Origin of the sequence: Pseudoalteromonas sp. SR44-8 (assembly GCF_014163635.1) — a bacterium.
GTDB lineage: Bacteria > Pseudomonadota > Gammaproteobacteria > Enterobacterales > Alteromonadaceae > Pseudoalteromonas > Pseudoalteromonas rhizosphaerae.
Window position 1 is genome coordinate 39190 of record NZ_JACJDS010000029.1, and the last position, 18786, is coordinate 57975.

An 18786-nucleotide genomic window follows, 5' to 3' on the forward strand; every position below is an offset into this window, starting at 1 on the left:
AATTGCTTAACGCTATAGCACTAAAATAGCTCAATATCAGTTTGCGAAGTAACGTCTTGAGAGTGCTCTGACGCGGCTGTGTTGCTCAAGCTTTCTATCAATTCGCTGCGCGATTCAATAATGTGATTGAGCTGATGCTTAATAAAAGCCAAGTCATCATTCAAGATAGTTAACTGTAATTGTGTTTGCTCTAATTGCTCAACCTGCAATGCCAACGCTTGGTTCGCAGCAAAAGTGGGATCTTGCTGCATAAGTGCACGTAATTCAGATAACTGAGTTGTCAATTTAGCTACGGTTTCTTCACGCGCCTCGCTACTGACAAATAATTGCGAAGAAAGCTCATTGAAAGCATTACCAACCGCATGCGCTTGGGCTAGCGCCATTTCCTTTACTTCCATATCTTGAATTTTGGCATTGGTCACCTCCAAAATATGCGGGAATAAATCTTTATAGCGACCATACAGCACAACATCATCTAAAGGCATATTTTTAATTAAAATAGACACTTTAGGATAATTAACAATAGTACGACTACTAAAATCAACAAAGCGATTAGAGTAACGGTGCTTTTCTAATAACTCTTGCTCTAACGGACAAACACCACCGTCATCAGTACACACAACTCCTACATCTTGATACCAAAATGCCACAACCACATCGAGATTCAGCGGTCGGAAGAATTCAAAAAAATAGGCCGATAATGATTGCACATCATGGGCGTGATAGGTTTGCCCAACATAACGCATTATGCGCCCCATATCGCCGGAGTCAGTCATGGCGATTTCAGCAGTGCTCTGCGCGCGCGCAACATCATTTTTTAACTTAATAGAATGCTGACGATATTGATACAACACCCGAATACGCGCCATTAATTCTTCTGCATTAAAGGGCTTTACAATGTAATCGGCAGCACCGGCATTATAACCTTTAACACGTTCTGGTAATTCGCTTTTACCCGACAAAAACATCACTGGAGTATCTTTGGTTTGCTCATTACTTTTCAGCTCACGACACACTTCGTAGCCTGTTTTACCCGGCATTTCAACATCCAATAAAATAATGTCAGGGCTATATTTATAAGCTTGCCTTAAACCTTCTTCGCCATTTTTAGCATGAATTAACTGACAAAACCCCGCTAATGATTCCTCTATTACACGATGAACATATTTATCATCATCAATCGCCAGTACCAGTTTTGTCATGCCCAATTCCTTTTTATTAATTACTTAAAAAAGCATAGTACGGAGCCCTGATTTTGCGACAATTTATTACTCTAAATAGTAAAAAAGCGCCAAACGGCGCTTTTCAAGATTAAATATACGTAGTGCTTAAGCTGCAATACCACTGTGGCGCAATAGTGCATCGACACTTGGCTCACGACCACGGAAGTTTTTAAACAACTCCATTGGCTCTTCACTGCCGCCTTTTTCTAAAATATGCTGCATAAAGGCTTGCCCAGTTTCTGGGTTAAAAATACCTTCTTCTTCAAATTTGGAAAACGCATCAGCTGAGAGCACTTCGGCCCATTTATACGAATAATAACCTGCGCTATAACCACCAGCAAAGATATGGCTAAAACCATGTTGAAAACGGTTAAACTCTGGTGCTTTAACAACTGATGTATGGCTACGTACTTCATCTAAACGCGCTTGAATTTGGCATTCTTCACCCGCTTGATAATCGTTGTGAATTCTAAAATCAAATAACGAGAACTCGATTTGACGCAGCATTTGCATGCCTGAGTTATAGTTTTTAGCTGCTAGTAGTTTATCCAATAACTCTTTAGGCAATGACTCGCCCGTTTCATAGTGACCTGAAATAAAGTTAAGTGCTTCTTCTTCATAACACCAGTTTTCTAAAAACTGACTTGGCAGCTCAACGGCATCCCATGCAACACCATTAATACCCGCAACTGGCGCGGCATCAACTTGGGTTAGCATATGGTGAATACCATGGCCAAACTCATGGAATAAAGTGGTGACTTCATTATGAGTAAACAGTGCAGGCTTATCGCCTACCGCTTTATTAAAGTTACACACTAAATACGCTACAGGCGTTTGTAACTCGCCATTGGCGCGTACTTTGCGACCCATGCAGTCATCCATCCACGCACCACCGCGTTTGTGATCACGCGCGTATAAATCAAGATAAAAACGGCCACGCAGAGTATTGCTACTGTCGTAAATTTCAAAAAAGCGTACATCTTTATGGTAACTATCAATGTCTTTTAACTCTTTAACACTAATACCAAATAAACGATTTACTGTTTCAAACAAGCCGCTTAGTACTTTATCTGCGGGGAAATACGGGCGCAGTACTTCGTCTGATATTGCGTATTTCTCTTGCTTAAGCTTTTCACCGTAATAACCATAATCCCACGCAGCGAGTTGCTCAATGCCATGTTTTTCTTTGGCGTAAGCTTGCAGCTCAGCGAGCTCTTGCTCAGCTTGTGGTTTAGATTTAGCGGCTAAGTCTTCTAAAAATGAGAATACTTGCTCTGGCGTTTCAGCCATTTTAGTGGCTAATGATTTTTCAGCATAACTGGCAAAACCTAATAGTTGCGCAATTTCATGACGCAGCGCGAGTTCTTCACTCATGATCTCAGAGTTATCAAACTGACCAGCGTGTGGGCCTTGATCAGATGCGCGTGTTGCAAATGCCGTATACGTCTCTTCGCGTAATTCACGGTTATCAGCATAAGTCATGATCGGTAAGTAAGACGGGAAATCAAGGGTAAATACCCAGCCGTCCAATTCTTTGCTTGCTGCTGTATCTGCCGCTAACGCTAACGCCGACTCAGGTAAACCTGCGAGTTCGCTTTCATCAGTAATGTGCTTTTGCCAAGCCAATGTGGCATCCATCACGTTATTGCCAAATTTAGCCGCAAGTTCTGATAAACGTGCGCTGATCTCGCCGTAGCGCTTTTGCTGCTCAGGCGCCAAGGCGATGCCCGATAATTCAAAGCTACGCAATGCATTAGTAATAGTTTTTTGTTCTGCCGTACTTAACGTTTTAAACTCATCACTGTTGTGTAGTGCGTTGTAGGCTTCATACAACCCTTGGTGTTGACCAACAAAGGTTGAATACTCTGAGATAAGTGGTAAACATTGTTCGTACGCTTCACGTAATTCATCGCTATTAACTACGGAGTTCATATGCGATACCGGAGAAAACATTCGCGATAATTTATCGTCAACTTCTTCAAGAGGTAACACTAAGTCCTGCCAAGTGAATGATTTATTAGCCAGCACTTCGTCTATTTTAGCGCGGCATTCGCTAATACCCGCTTTTAGCGCCGGCACAACATGCTCTGGCTTAATTTTTGAAAACGGTGGTAAGCCTTCAAGGCCTATTAGTGGGTTATTTTGTAAATCGCTCATGTTAGCTCTCAAATCGTTTCGAATATGATTTTTAAGTTGGGGCGTACGTCTCGAAATACAAGGGGCTTTTAACGGGTCTGCCATGTGTTATTATCAGAGAAATACGTTTTATATAAACTTGAGGACTAAAGATGGCTCAGCATTTTGATTACATTGCGATTGGCGGCGGCAGCGGCGGGATAGCGTCAGCTAACCGTGCAGCAATGCGTGGCGCGAAAGTGGCACTAATTGAAGCAAAACATATGGGTGGAACCTGTGTAAATGTAGGTTGTGTACCAAAAAAAGTAATGTGGCATGGCGCTCAAGTTGCTGAAGCAATTAACTTATACGCCCCTGATTACGGCTTTAATGTTGAAGTAAAAGAATTCAACTGGAGTAAACTAGTAGAAAGCCGTGAAGCCTATATTGGCCGCATTCATAAAGGTTACGATAATGGCCTTGCTAAAAACGGCGTAACAGTTATTAAAGGCTTCGCTAAATTTATTGACAGTAAAACAGTCGAAGTAGACGGCGAGCACTACACCGCCGATCATATTTTAGTGGCCGTAGGCGGTCGCCCTAGCATTCCAAATATACCAGGTGCTGAACACGGCATCGATTCAAATGGCTTTTTTGAGCTGAATGAACAACCAAAACGCGTTGCCGTTGTTGGTGCCGGTTATATCGCGGTAGAGATTGCCGGTGTACTACATAGCCTAGGTACAGAAACCCATTTATTTGTTCGTAAAAATAAACCACTGCGCACCTTTGACCCATACATCATCGACACCCTTGTTGATATTATGGCCAAAGAAGGCCCGACGCTGCATACCGAATGCTCACCAAAAGAAGTAGTTAAAGAAAGCGATGGCAGCTTAACTATCCACTTTGAAAATGGCTACAGTCAAAATGTTGATCAAGTCATTTGGGCCATTGGCCGTACACCGACGACTGATAAGATTAACCTAGTCGCAGCGGGTGTTGAAGTAAACGAAGGCGGTTACGTTAAGGTAGACGAGTACCAAAATACCACGGCTAAAAATGTTTATGCTGTGGGTGATATCATCGAAGGCGGTATAGAGCTTACCCCTGTTGCAGTAAAAGCAGGCCGTACTTTATCAGAGCGTTTGTTCAATAAAGACCTGCCAGATGATTTAAAAATGGATTACAGCTTAGTTCCTACCGTGGTATTTAGCCACCCGCCAATTGGTACCATTGGTTTAACTGAGCAAGAAGCAATTTCGCAGTACGGCAACGAGAACGTAAAAGTGTATAAATCAAGCTTTGCTGCTATGTACACTGCGGTTACTCAGCACCGCCAAGCATGTAACATGATGCTAGTTTGCGCAGGCCCTGACGAGAAAGTTGTAGGCTTACACGGCTTAGGTTTTGCGGTTGATGAAATGATCCAAGGCTTTGCAGTAGCTATGAAAATGGGCGCAACCAAAGCAGATTTTGATGCCGTTGTTGCGCTGCACCCAACTGGCTCAGAAGAGTTTGTTACTATGCGCTAGCTAAAGGCTAAAGGCTAAAAAGATAAAACCTTGCAGTTAACGCTGCAAGGTTTTTTTTATCGCTGTATCCCTTCTCAATTGATCGCCCTAGCCCCTTTATTACTGTTCTACCGTGGTTAAATCTGCAAAATTTAGTTAGTATGGTCGCGTGTTATTTCTTATTAACGCTCCATCAATTAGGAATTTATGAACAAAGATTTACTGCTCCATCCGGTACTTATTTCACTAGCAATGATCACTATTGCGTTTACTCTTAAGGCGCTGGTTGACAGATTTGCGCGCCATAAAGCAGAAAAAAAAGAAAAAGATATTCGCTATATTTCGCACAATATTAAGCACTCTATTAACCTAGCAACGGTGCTATTACTGCTATTTGTATGGTCTACTGAAATCCAGAACTTTGCGCTGTCGATCGCGGCATTTGCAGTGGCTATTGTATTTGCGACCAGAGAGTTTATTCAATGTATAATTGGCTTTTTCTATTTAGTCACTACCCGTCCGTTTCGGGTTGGCGACTGGGTTCAGGTTGGTGAATATTATGGTGAAATAGCAGAAACTGATTGGATCAAAACCACCATGCATGAAATTGACATGCACACCTATCAGTTTTCTCGCAAAACTATTTATATTCCGAATAATAAACTGATCACTAACCCGATTAAAAACTTAAACTTTGTAAAACGTTTTACCACTCATCACTTTAGTATTGTGCGTAAAGAAAGTTTTAATCCGTATCCAATTTACGAAACTCTAACCACGAAAGCGAAGCAATATTGTGAAGAGTTTCAAGATGTGGCTGGTCGTTATAATTCGATTATCGAAAGAAAATTAGATGCAAAAATTTCTGGCCCTGAGCCTGAAATACACTTTAGTACCACAGAGTTGGGCGAGTTTAAAGCCAGCTTTACGCTATTTTGCCCAACTGACAAGGCGCTAGAAATAGAGCATAAGCTAACCGCTTTTTTTATGGAGCTTTGGTATAACGAAGCTGCAAAAAGTGAGTTAAAAAACTAAGTTTAAGCACTTAGTTATCAATCAATAAAGAAAAAGCTTAGCTCCATCAGGGGCTAAGCTTTTTTCTTTACAGCTCAATAGCAGTTACAAAAATTAAGCGGTGCCACCCACTGTTAAGTTATCTATTTTCAAGCTTGGCTGGCCAACGCCAACAGGGACGCTTTGACCGTCTTTACCGCACACACCCACACCTTTATCCAGCGCAAGATCGTTACCAACCATAGATATTTGCTGCATAACTTCAGGGCCGTTACCAATTAATGTGGCGCCTTTGATTGGCCGAGTAATTTTGCCGTTTTCAATTAAGTAGGCTTCTGAGGCACTAAATACAAACTTGCCTGAAGTGATATCTACTTGGCCGCCACCAAAGTTTGGGGCGAAGATACCTTTTTTAACTGTACTAATAATATCGGCTTGGCTGTGCTCGCCGCCTAACATATAAGTATTGGTCATACGTGGCATAGGTAAATGCGCGTATGACTCACGGCGCGCATTACCAGTTGGGTTAACACCCATCAAACGCGCATTCATTTTATCTTGCATGTAGCCTTTTAAAATACCGTTTTCGATAAGTACGTTGTACGCTGCAGGCGTACCTTCGTCATCCACATTAAGTGAACCACGGCGATCGGCAATGGTGCCGTCATCAACTACAGTACACAGCTCTGATGCGACTTTTTGGCCCACTTTACCGCTAAATGCCGAGGCTCCTTTACGGTTAAAGTCGCCTTCTAGGCCATGACCTACGGCTTCATGCAGTAAGACTCCTGGCCAACCTGCGCCAAGTACCACTTCCATCGTGCCCGCTGGAGCGTCAATAGCTTCAAGGTTTACTTTTGCTTGGCGTACGGCTTCTTCTGCGTATTCCATCCAACGGGGTTTACCATCCACCAGTTCTTTAAAGTAACCATAATCTAAACGTGCGCCACCACCTGCGCCACCGCGTTCACGGCGGCCGTCTTTTTCAAGTAATACCGAGCAATTTAAACGGATCAATGGGCGGATATCGGTGGCAAATGTACCATCGCTGGCCGCAATCAATACTTCTTCATACACCGCAGACATAGAACTAATAACTTGCTCTGCGTCAGGAGCAAGCTCACGAATATAATTTTCAAGCTCACGTAATAAATTTACTTTGTGGGTATCACTCATGCTTTGAATCGGCTGCAGTGGTGCAAACTGCTGTTTTGCTGCTACATCACTAAATACCTGAATGGCTTTACTTTCACCTGCTTCGGCAATACTGCGCGCAGCGGTTGCGGCTTTGTTAAGTGCTTCTAAATTAATTGCATCAGAGTACGAAAAACCGGTTTTTTCGCCACTAACTGCGCGTACGCCGACGCCGCGTTCAACGTTGTACGATCCTTCTTTTACTAAGCCATCTTCAAGCACCCATGATTCATGGTGGCTAGATTGAAAGTAAAGATCCGCGTAATCAACTTTATGCTGATGAATAAAACCAAGCGTTTTTTCGAGTTCTTCTCGATTTAGCTGGCTGTCGTGTAATAAATGCTGTTCAACCGTGTTCATAATAAATGCTCTCTAAATCGTTGGTGAGATTGCACTGGCATATCTCGACGAATGGCGTGTAAGCGGTTTAGATCTGGCTGACAACCAATAAACCCAATGCCATTTGCAAGCTCGCTGAGGACGTCGCCCCAAGGAGAAATAATAATACTGTGGCCGTATGTCGCGCGACCATTTTCGTGTTGCCCTACTTGCGCAGCAGCAATCACATAACTTTGCGTCTCTATCGCTCTGGCCGTTAATAACGGTTGCCAATGAGCTGCACCTGTTATGGTAGTAAATGCGCTAGGCACTAAAATAACCTCTGCCCCGGCTCGTTGCAAAGCACTAAATAAGCCACTAAAGCGTAGATCATAACATACTGTAAGACCTATTTTACCAAACGGTGAATCGACCACCACAATGTCACTGCCCGCTTCGGTGAAGTTAGACTCGCGATACGCACCAGTCCCATCAGCAACATCAACGTCAAATAAATGCATTTTATTGTACTGGGCCAGCACTTCACCTTGCTCATTAAACAGCAAAGACGCTGCAAAGTATTTGTCATGCTCTGTGGCAATAGGCACAGTACCTGCTGCTAGCCAAATATCATGTTGGCGACATAACTCACTTAATTGTTGTTGATAAACATCACTTTGCTTTGCTACAACAAGTGTTTCATGGCCGCTATTAGCAAACACCAAGAAGCTTTCAGGTAAACACACCAGTAACGGGCGTATTGCAGGAAGCGTAGTTAACTGTTGTCTAAGTTGATTCATGTTGCCATCAGCACACAGCCCGGAGCACATTTGTAGAGCGACTATCATAGCTTGCATCGTTTAAGGCCTTATTGGGTGACTGTAACAGCGGCATCTTTGAGTATTAACTCACTGGAGGCGGCGGCTTGAGGTTGGTTTTGTGCAGCTTGCGGAAGAGTCACTTCACGACTTTTACGATCTACTTCTTTCACTACAGGATCAGTCATGCTGCCAGTCACTTTAAAATTAATCTCAGAAATAACGCGCGCAGAGTGGAGTACTTTATCTATCGCCAATGCTGCAAGCCCAGTTACAGGATTGACCATCCACGCGACAATCACCGGAATACTTGAGGTCACTTGTGGTGCAACCGCTAAATCGTAATCAATTTCCATGGTATTGAGGTTAGTATGGCCTTTAACCGTCAGATCGGCAGGTACTCCATCCATTTTCGTATCTTGCGTGTAAGCGATGCCTTTATCTACCTGCATGGTACCTTGCAGACTGTTATAAAAAAAACCTTTCGAAAATACATCTCTAAAATCGAGTTTTAACTTACGCACTAATGAATCCAGGCTCAGCAACGAAAATACCCGTGCGCCGCCATCGCTTACCTCAGCTAAATGCCCTTCGCCTAAACGCCAATCTAAATTACCGTTGAGGCTGGCAATATCAAATAAATAAGGCGCATCTTGCCACGCAAGCGTAAATTTAATATCTGCGGGTGAATCTTTAACTGTGGTGGTTATATCAAATTCATCAAATAGTTCACCGATGTCATCACTTTGCATATTACCGCTAAATTGACTTATGCCATCTTGCCAATGCCCTTTAGCACGTAACACATGCTCGCCTTTATCAACCACCAGCTCAGATATGGTGAGCTTATGACCATCGCCATAAAGCGATGCGCTGACTTTATCTAATTGATAGCTTGCCACTTTACAATCAGCACACTCAAATTCAATGGCCGGTATGTCACTCAACCAAGTGTAATCTTGAGGTGTTTCAGATGGCGGTAATTCGTCTGTTGTTGGGGTAAAGTTAACACGTAAATAATCACTGGCAATATGAATCGGCCGACTTGATTTATCTAACGGAATAAGTACTTGCGAGCGTAATTCTTTGGCGTTTAGCCGTAAGCTCATGTCACTTGGGGTCGGCGCTAAACGCATTTCAAAATCATTAAATGCAATATCACCAATGGTTAATTGCTGAATGTTACCCACCACTTCTTTTAATGGCGGTAGTACGCTCTGCTCAGCTGATTCTATTTGACTGATGGTGATGATCTGCTGGATCAAGCCAAGCCAAGGTAATAGATCTGTTTGCTCTAAATCAATTGCAACACTTAAGTCTTGCTGGTTTAAACCCAGATCATGCTCGCCTAAAATAAACTGTGCATTGGTTAGTTTGCCAACGTTATTCGCTAAGATGCCATTAAAATATAAGTTGTTATTAATATTAGCGGTGATCAAATTAGAAATATTATCACCTTGAATAACAGCCGTTAGCGGCCATACTTGATCGGCACTTTTAGTGTATGGTGCGGGCAGCTCACTACTGAGCCCTTCGAGTTGTGAGCTGACATTAGCGCGATAATCAAAGCCGTCCGTTAAAAAGTTTAGAGCAAGATTAATAGCCACTTCACTTTCACCATGCAAGTAACCTTTTAGTAAGTCTTGACCATGAGAAATTAACGTATCAGCATTTAACTGTACTTTTATATCAACGTCAGCACGATAGTTTGGGCCAATATTTTTACCATTAAAGTTAACTTTCAGCGGCATTCCTAACCAACTTGCGTTAGCATTTTCTAAAGTGATCTGATCATCATTAAAATAGAGCTGACCTGTAACACCTTCAAGCTGAAGCCCAGGTTGTGCTAAATACACTGGCAGATCTTTTAAATTAACCATGCCTTTAGCTGTTACATCTAACTCATTTAAATCAACAAGTAGCTCAATATCAGCGCTGGCAGCGCCGTTACCTTGGATCACCTCAAATACATTTGCTAGTGGCTCAGCAATTGGCGTTGCTTTAAAAAACGGCAGTAATGTTTCCATCTCAGCACGTTTATTAATTTTTACGCTCAGTAAATCTGCGTTCATTAGATCTGCAATACTGACATGCACGGCATCATCGATCGCTAAGTTAACAAGCCGCCCATGCTCAGAGTAAATATCCATACGCTGATTTTCAAAATGTAATTTTGCACTCGCTTGAGTTACTGCAGGCCAATCAGGGGAAAATTGATAATTGGCGTTATCTACCTGCGCTAATACTTCAAACTGTCCTGAATTATCGGCAAACGGAAAGCCCGTTAACGGCCCAGAAAACAGCACTTGTGTTTGCGTAAGTTCACCACCTTTAATAGCCCCAGTTAAGTAATCAACTAAATTTTTAGTCATCACAGGGCGTGGGAAATAATGACTGGCAACACTGGCATCTGGTGCAAATGCTTCTGCATATAAATCAAGCCGAGGCTGTTCGTCTAAGCTAAGCTTCATTTCGGCTGCAACAGTGACCTCATCATTATCAAGCCACATATTATCACTGCTGATCTGCCAACCTTGCTCACTATTGGCTAAATCAATTTGCATATTCAGTTGGTTATATTTGATTGGCTGGCTAAAAGTATCAGCGGTAAGTAACTCGCTATTTTCGCCAAACAGATTAATACGACCACGATCTTGATTTAACAAACCATCGACAAGTAAGCCCTGCACACCGGGCACACCTTGCTCTGCAAGCCAGCCCAATTGCTGGGCTTCAAACCATAATTGCCATTGCTGTGTTGATGTAAATTGCACATAAGCGCGCTTAACTTGACCACTGGGTTGACGACTTAACAGCGGCTCTAATTCAGCAAAATCACTTAACTGGGCTAACCTTGTAACCAAATCAAAATCGAGTTCTTGCAACCAAATTTGTTGTTGCTTGTTATCCAGCTGTGCTTCAAATTGAAAGTCAGGCCAATGCTGTTGATCGTTTGAGAGCCGCACCCCTGAACTTTTTAACCGCCAACCTTGCTGCCAAGGGTAAAGGCTAAAACCCCCTTCACTTAAACTAAATTGATGACTTTTTGTATCTTGCTGCCAATTAATAAAGCTTGGCAACCATTTAACTGTGACATCTTTGATCAGGCCTTTTTCAATACTCAACCATGATTCTAAGTTAATGTCAGAATTGAGCTGCTCTTTACTAGCATTAATATACTGAGCCAGCCATTTCGACACATCAACATTATTTGCTTGCACATAAATATCACCCAGCATGGTTTCTAGCGTCGATCCGGTTAATGCCAAGCGAGCATCAAATGTACCCACTGAAATCCCGGGCAATGCTAAAGTACCACTAGCTAAGTGTTGTTCGTATTGATTTTGCCAAACGATGTCTTCAAGCATCACCCGACGCTCTTTACCATCTGCCAAGATAAAATTAAGACTACTATTTTCAACCGCAAAATGACCGGTTTTACCTAAGAATAAGCCTTCAATCAGCTCTTTTTGTTCAAACGATACCTCACTGCTGTTTGACTGCAACATAGTCGGCATATCAACATCAGCATGGAAACCGTTGATCACAAAGTAGTTAGATTTTAACTGTCGTGTTTTGATGGTTTCCCAGACGTTTAATTCAAGGCTAGCTTTAGCGATAGTCAGTGCGATGGGTGAGCTTTTATTATCTTCAAAGGTGATATCTTCCAAGACAATAGAAGGACCTTGGCCATGCCAGCTGGCAGAAATAGCCCCAATTGATAAATTAACCGCAAACTTATCATATAGGTAACTTTCAAGGTCACCTTTATAGTCATTGGCATACGGCAGGGTATATTTTAAAACCGAAACAACAACGGCAAGCAGTACCAGCGTTATGGCGAACACTTGCCATAACTTACGGATACAAAAAAAACAGACCGTCTTTGCTTTCATTACATCATAACCACATCAAACTGCTCTTGACTGTAGAGGCTTTCGGTTTGAATGCTCACTTGCTTACCAATAAATAACTCTAGTTCTGCAAGATTATGATACTCGTCGTTAAGTAATGCCTCACTTACCGCGGGAGCTGCATAAACCATAAATTTATCAGCCGCGTAAGCACGGTTTACTCGGACAATTTCACGCAGTATTTCATAGCATACTGTTTCAACGGTTTTTTGTGAACCGCGCCCAGAGCAGGCCGGACATACATCACATAAAATATGTTCAAGACTTTCTCGAGTACGTTTGCGGGTCATTTCCACTAAGCCTAATGCCGATAAACCATTAATATTTGATTTAACGCGATCTTTACCCAGTGCAGACTCAAGTGAATGCAATACCCTGCGCTTATGCTCTTCGCTAACCATGTCAATAAAGTCGATAATGATAATACCGCCCAAGTTACGCAACCTAAGCTGACGGGCAATCGCAGAAGTAGCTTCTACGTTGGTGTTAAAAATAGTTTCTTCGAGATTTCGATGGCCAACAAAGGCACCGGTATTAACATCGACCGTGGTCATCGCTTCGGTTTGGTCAATAATTAAATAGCCACCTGACTTTAACGTCACTTTACGATGTAAGGCTTTTTGTATTTCACTTTCAACATCAAACAAATCAAAAATTGGTCGCTCGCCTGGGTAATACTCTAAAGCATCGGAAAGGATTGGTACAAACTCTGCGGTAAAGGTTTTTAGCTCTTCATAGGTTAGCTTTGAGTCAACCCGAATACGCTCCATGTCTTCCCCTACGTAATCTCGTAGAGTTCGAAATGCTAAGGTTAAATCTTCATGCAAAATACTTTCTTTGCTGGTTTTCTTACGTTTAGTGACGATTTTTTTCCATAGCTTTTTTAAAAACTCGGCATCGTGACGCAACTCAGCTTCGCTGGCACCTTCAGCTGCAGTACGAACTATAAAGCTGCCGTCTTCATCGCCATACTCACCTACAATGCTTTTCAATCGCGCGCGTTCTTCTTCGGTTTCTATACGCTGACTCACACCAACATGGGTGGCATCTGGCATAAACACTAAATAACGAGAAGGGATGGTGATGTCAGTTGTTAAACGTGCGCCTTTAGTACCCAGTGGATCTTTTACCACTTGCACCATAATGTATTGACCTTGCCGCACTAACTCGCGAATATCTTGTACTTTTTTGATTGGTTGCTCGTCAACACCTTCAACAATAGAGGCGCTATTTACAATATCAGACGCGTGTAAAAAAGCCGCTTTATCTAAACCAATATCAACAAACGCAGCTTGCATACCCGGTAACACTCGGCTTATTTTACCTAAATAAATATTACCGACGATACCTAAATTGCCAATACGCTCTAGTTGAATTTCTTGTAATACACCGTTTTCAATCAGGGCAACACGGCTTTCACTCGGGGTGACGTTGATCAGTAATTCTATACTCATGTTACCTACTTAGGAATTCGCTTAATAATTTTTCGCATTCATATAAAGGTAAGCCTACTACCGCAAAATAGCTACCGGAAATATTAGTAACAAAGCGCCCACCGAGTCCTTGTATACCATAGCCACCGGCTTTGTCTTGTGGTTCACCAGTTTGCCAATATGCTGCTAATTCTTGTTCTGAGAGTGTTTTAAAACTCACTTGCGTGGTTACTACACAACTCATGACCTTGTGTTCAGTAGCAAATGCAATTGCCGTTAACACTTGATGACTGCGCCCAGATAAACGTTTTAGGGTTGCCATAAAGTCAGTTTTATCACGGGGTTTACCTAGTGACTGATTATCTATGACCACTACGGTATCACTGCCGAGTACGGGGCGATCTGTATACCCCATAGCAACACCGGTTTGAGCTTTTAGACGCGCTAAACGCTCAACAAGTTCAAGGGGAGTTTCGTCTGCTAGCTGGCTTTCATCAGCATCAACACTAAATTGTGAAAATTCGATACCAAGTTGAGTTAGTAATTCTTTGCGCCGAGGAGAAGCTGACGCTAAATAAATGGCAGTTTGCATTACCTGATCCTGAAATGACGGCGATATTTACGTAGCAATAAGAAAATCCAAGGCCAACTTAACATGCCAGTCACGACCGGCCATAAATACTGCGGGTTGAAATAAACGTCCATTAAAAAGTGATTAAGCCAAAATTGCATTAAGTGATATAGGGTTAAAAATAAGCCCACAAGTATCGCTTGCTGCCAAATTGAAAAATTACGAATTTTTTGAAAGTTACTTGCGGTTACAAAAATACAAATTGAGTAAGTGAGTGAATTAATTCCCAGCGGTGACCCTGTGGCTAAATCAATCAGCAAGCCAACTACCCAAGCCGTACCAATATTTAATCGATGTGGAACAGCTAAAGACCAGTACATTAATACTAATAACACCCAGTCAGGGCGAAAGGGTTCAAACGAAAAAGGCAATGGCATCAAAGCCATGATCAACGCAAAGAAAATACTCACGGTGATCAATAAGAAGTAACGACTATTCATTGCTGATAGTTTCCTGCTGATTACGCCATAAGATCACTAATAAGCGAATACGATCTAACTGAGCTATCGGCTCGGCGTATACTTGAGCAAACGGGCGGCCCTCATCGCGATTAATTTCAGTTACCACAGCAACCGGGTAGCCCTCAGGAAAAGTGCCTCCAAGTCCTGATGTCACTAGCACATCGCCAATTCGTACATCTAAACTATGGGGTACATGGGAGAGTTTAACTAAATTAATTTTACCAATCCCTTCAACCACGGTACGCACATCATTACGTAAAATACGTACTGGTGTGGCATGGGTTGTGTCGGTCATCAGTAACACCCGAGACGTCGTTGAGCCTACTTTGGTAAGTTGTCCGACGACCCCCATTTCATCAATCACCGCTTGGCCTTCACTGATGCCATCTATCGTGCCACGATTGATCACCACTTGATGGCTATAAGGATTTGAATGAACAGAGAGAACTTGAGCAATAATTTTACGATTTGACTGCTTAGCAGAAGAACCAAGTAACGCGCGTAGCTTTTGATTTTCTTTGTTTAAGAATTGATATTGCTGAAGCTGTTCGCTTTGCAGTAATTGTTTTTTCTTGAGGGCTTCGTTTTCAGTTAATAATTGATCGCGCGTGTGTAAGCTTTTAGCCCCGAGGCTAAATACTTCATAAGGTAAATTGGCTAAATACAATAACGGACTAACTAAGGTGTTTAAACTAGTGCGTACTGTGGTGCCACCTTGCGTATAACGATCGCCTACGATCAACACGATACTCAAAAGCACTGCGACAAAAAGTCGCAGCTGCAAAGAAATGGCACGCCCGAACATTAACTTCATTAGTCGTAACTAAATACATCACCACCATGCATATCAATCATCTCAAGTGCCTTACCGCCGCCACGCGCAACGCACGTTAATGGATCATCAGCAACCACAACAGGAATGCCGGTCTCTTCCATTAATAAACGGTCTAAATCTTTAAGTAATGCACCACCACCTGTTAATACCATGCCTTTGGCTGATATATCTGACGCCAGCTCTGGTGGCGATTGCTCAAGGGCAACCATTACCGCACTGACAATCCCCATTAATGGCTCTTGCAAGGCTTCTAATATTTCATGTGAATTAAGCGTAAATGAACGCGGAACACCTTCGGCAAGGTTACGGCCACGTACTTCAATCTCAATTGGCTCATCTGTTTTAAACGCAGAACCAATTTGATGTTTAATGTTTTCAGCCGTTGCTTCACCAATTAAACTACCAAAATTACGACGTACATAGTTGATAATTGCTTCATCAAACTTATCCCCACCAATACGTACAGATGATGAGTACACCACGCCGTTTAGTGAAATAATTGCAACTTCAGTGGTACCACCACCGATATCTACAACCATTGAACCTGTTGCTTCTGATACCGGTAAACCGGCACCGATTGCCGCAGCCATTGGCTCTTCAATTAAATAAACTTCACGCGCACCTGCACCCATAGCCGATTCACGAATTGCGCGTTTTTCTACTTGCGTAGCACCGCACGGTACGCAAATAAGCACACGCGGACTTGGACGTAAAAAGTTATTGTTATGCACTTGTTTAATAAAGTGTTGTAACATTTTTTCAGTTACATAAAAATCAGCAATTACACCGTCTTTCATTGGCCGAATGGCTTTGATATTACCAGGCGTTCGACCAAGCATTTGCTTTGCTTCAGTCCCTACTGAGGCTACACTTTTAGGTCCACCAGCGCGTTCTTGACGGATCGCAACTACTGATGGTTCATTAAGGACAATGCCTTCGTCTTTAACATAAATAAGGGTGTTGGCTGTACCCAAGTCGATCGATAGATCGTTTGAAAAAATACCACGGAGCTTTTTAAACATGAGGCTGGATGACCTTTGAAAAATATTCTTATATTAGCTTATGCAACTTTACCATGCTGAATCAGTTCGGCAATAAAAGTGCAGCTACCTTTGTTAATTGGGTAAAAAAGGAAGCTATGCTTCCTTTTTAAATTAATTTTATCGTTCGCGTACTAGACGAAAACCAATATAGTTTGCACGAAAATCTGGCGCTAAAATCAAACGAGTTGAAGCACGAGCTAAGCTAGGCGCGAAATTCCACGCACCACCACGGACAGTAACATCCGCTTGTTCAGCTGACTTATGAGTCCATTCCCATACATTTCCTACTGTGTCGTAGAGACCAAACGCATTAGGTGCAAACGAGCCTGTTGGCGATGCACTTTTATTTGACCACTCACTACCACACCAACCACAATTGGCTAAATTTTTACCTATCTCATTCCCCCACGGGTATTCAGTTTTAGTACCAGCGCGTGCTGCATACTCCCACTCAACCTCATTAGGTAAACGATATTGTTGACCTGTTTGACCAGACAACCAATCAGCGTATGCTTTCGCATCGTTGTAGGTTAAACACACGGCTGGAAAATCACTGCCTTGCTCAAAACCTGGATTACGCCAATTTAAATTTGCTTCCCAGACCGGTTCGCCATTTAAATAATAAGCACAGCCACGATTACGCTCAGCTTCAGTTTTATAATTAGTGTTGCTGACGAACTTTTGATAAGCACCGACTGTCACTTCTTTATTTTGCATCGCAAATGAGTTTGCAATGGTTTTTTCAACAACTGGACGCTCATTTGCAAGTCCATTGCCATTGATATCACCCATTTCAAACTTACCTGCGGGAATAACTACCACGTCAGCGGCAGCATTGCCTATAGCTGCACTAGTTACTGATGTCGTATTACGTTGCTCGCTGGTGTATGTCGGTGCAGCAATCGACTCAGGCTTTTTTACCAACTTAGCATGAATCGTCTGCGGCTTTCGTAAATCAACACGCACGCGATAAGGTTTATAACCCTGCTTGCGAACTTCAACATCATGAATACCACTTGGTAAAGTCGTTGCTAAACGTGTTGAACCAAAACTTACGCCATCAATAAACACTTCGTCGTCGTATACGTTTGAACGCAGTGTAAATTCAATCATTTTATTACTATCAACGACTTGTGTATTAACCGTTGGCATTGGTTTGACTGAATAATCACGTATTGGTTGTTCACTCAAGCGTGACACCGAAACGTTGGCATTATCCTGACCATCACTGAATGTTAACTGACTATCAGTAAAAGTAGTGTCATACCGAGTTTGATAGGTTGCCGTTAGCGGCGTGCCGTACTCTGAACAATAGCGATTATCAACACTCAATAAATTACATAAGCGGCTGCTATTCACATCACCGCGCATAGTGACGCTTAAGTTAACGTTATAATTGCCTTGACCGCTAAAAGCACTATTAACTACATGGCTACTTAAAACCTGTACTTGTGCACCAGCCATATTACGTTTGGGTTCAACTAGGCGCTCTTCAGTTAAGTTAGCAAAAATTTGGTCTACAAAACGCTTGGTTGCTTTTTGTAAGCCCATTTGCTGGCCTCGTTGCTCACAGGCTGCCAATGTTTCTGTTCGTTTACAGTTGATAGTGTGATTAACTTCTAGCGTCCCTTCGCGGGTAAACTCATTGCGTAAGCGCTCAACTCGGGCTGTTGTTAATTGTTCTTTTAAGCTTTCGAGTGTATTTAACTGAGTATGTTTTGCTACGCGAATTTGTTCAATGTCTTTGCGGTGGGATGCAATTGCCGCCAACTGCATCGCGATATCGTCTTTATTTTGCTTATGATCAACCACAGCTTGCTGATATCGCGCCTGTGCAGCACTTATATCAATAGTGGGATCATCAATTAAACGACGATACATTTCATTCATGGCATCAAGTGCTTGATTTTTTTCTTTGTCCAGCTCAGTCGAACGAGTGCGTAATAAATCAAGTTGACTTTGTAACTGACTTTCTTCTTTTAAATGTTTTTCAAGTATCTGTGTAGCGTTATCGTATTCAGCTTGTTTAATACTGATCTCAGATTCAATTCCAGTAACTGTGGCTGTATCTTGTGCAAATGCACTCGATGCAAACAAGCTAGCTGAAATTAACAGAGATAAAGGAGCAATTCGCATATATTCCATTCCCAAAAAGCGGCAATTATTTGGTCATTATTTATTTTTTATAATTAAACTCTTATGCTATGTACTTGCAAGGCAAAACACAAGCTTTGTTCAAAAATTATCTGAGTTTACAACTATTACCGTACTTC

Annotated in this window: 13 protein-coding genes; 2 read left to right on the plus strand and 11 right to left on the minus strand. The window is 42.3% G+C overall.

Annotated features, from left to right (window positions below):
• Positions 1-20: 20 nt before the first annotated feature.
• On the minus strand, positions 21-1202 hold the full coding sequence (locus H5183_RS14915) for a two-component system response regulator (RefSeq protein ID WP_182732054.1): 1182 nt from the start codon (positions 1200-1202) through the stop codon (positions 21-23).
• Between the two features lie 126 nt (positions 1203-1328).
• Positions 1329-3380, minus strand: coding sequence for an oligopeptidase A (prlC, locus tag H5183_RS14920; RefSeq protein ID WP_145238693.1), 2052 nt, complete (start codon positions 3378-3380; stop codon positions 1329-1331).
• Positions 3381-3511: 131 nt separating this feature from the next.
• On the opposite strand from prlC, the gene gorA reads away from it, so the two are divergent.
• Both gorA and H5183_RS14930 read left to right on the plus strand, forming a co-directional pair.
• Positions 3512-4873, plus strand: a complete 1362-nt coding sequence (gene gorA / locus H5183_RS14925) for a glutathione-disulfide reductase (RefSeq protein ID WP_182732055.1) — start codon at positions 3512-3514, stop codon at positions 4871-4873.
• 186 nt (positions 4874-5059) lie between these two features.
• On the plus strand, positions 5060-5887 hold the full coding sequence (locus H5183_RS14930) for a mechanosensitive ion channel family protein (protein WP_149982654.1): 828 nt from the start codon (positions 5060-5062) through the stop codon (positions 5885-5887).
• Between the two features lie 93 nt (positions 5888-5980).
• Here H5183_RS14930 and tldD read toward each other — a convergent pair whose 3' ends face one another.
• The 9 genes from tldD to H5183_RS14975 all read right to left on the minus strand — a co-directional run bounded on the left by tldD (position 5981) and on the right by H5183_RS14975 (position 18649).
• Positions 5981-7420, minus strand: a complete 1440-nt coding sequence (gene tldD, locus H5183_RS14935; protein WP_182732056.1) for a metalloprotease TldD — start codon at positions 7418-7420, stop codon at positions 5981-5983.
• On the minus strand, positions 7417-8226 hold the full coding sequence (locus H5183_RS14940) for a carbon-nitrogen hydrolase family protein (RefSeq protein WP_149982687.1): 810 nt from the start codon (positions 8224-8226) through the stop codon (positions 7417-7419). The genes tldD and H5183_RS14940 overlap by 4 nt, the downstream gene beginning before the upstream one ends.
• 20 nt (positions 8227-8246) lie before the next feature.
• Complete coding sequence (locus tag H5183_RS14945) at positions 8247-12092, minus strand: YhdP family protein (RefSeq protein ID WP_182732057.1); 3846 nt, start codon at positions 12090-12092, stop codon at positions 8247-8249.
• Positions 12092-13564: a ribonuclease G gene (gene rng / locus H5183_RS14950; protein WP_145238597.1), complete on the minus strand. Its 1473-nt coding sequence runs from the start codon at positions 13562-13564 to the stop codon at positions 12092-12094. The genes H5183_RS14945 and rng overlap by 1 nt, the downstream gene beginning before the upstream one ends.
• A 1-nt stretch (position 13565) precedes the next feature.
• Complete coding sequence (locus tag H5183_RS14955) at positions 13566-14135, minus strand: nucleoside triphosphate pyrophosphatase (RefSeq protein ID WP_145238593.1); 570 nt, start codon at positions 14133-14135, stop codon at positions 13566-13568.
• Complete coding sequence (gene mreD, locus H5183_RS14960) at positions 14135-14614, minus strand: rod shape-determining protein MreD (RefSeq protein ID WP_145238590.1); 480 nt, start codon at positions 14612-14614, stop codon at positions 14135-14137. The genes H5183_RS14955 and mreD overlap by 1 nt, the downstream gene beginning before the upstream one ends.
• Positions 14607-15449, minus strand: a complete 843-nt coding sequence (gene mreC, locus H5183_RS14965; RefSeq protein WP_182717725.1) for a rod shape-determining protein MreC — start codon at positions 15447-15449, stop codon at positions 14607-14609. Before mreC ends, mreD begins: the two co-directional genes overlap by 8 nt.
• On the minus strand, positions 15449-16492 hold the full coding sequence (locus tag H5183_RS14970; protein ID WP_145238587.1) for a rod shape-determining protein: 1044 nt from the start codon (positions 16490-16492) through the stop codon (positions 15449-15451). The genes mreC and H5183_RS14970 overlap by 1 nt, the downstream gene beginning before the upstream one ends.
• A gap of 138 nt (positions 16493-16630) precedes the next feature.
• Positions 16631-18649: a formylglycine-generating enzyme family protein gene (locus H5183_RS14975; RefSeq protein WP_145238584.1), complete on the minus strand. Its 2019-nt coding sequence runs from the start codon at positions 18647-18649 to the stop codon at positions 16631-16633.
• Between the last annotated feature and the right edge of the window lie 137 nt (positions 18650-18786).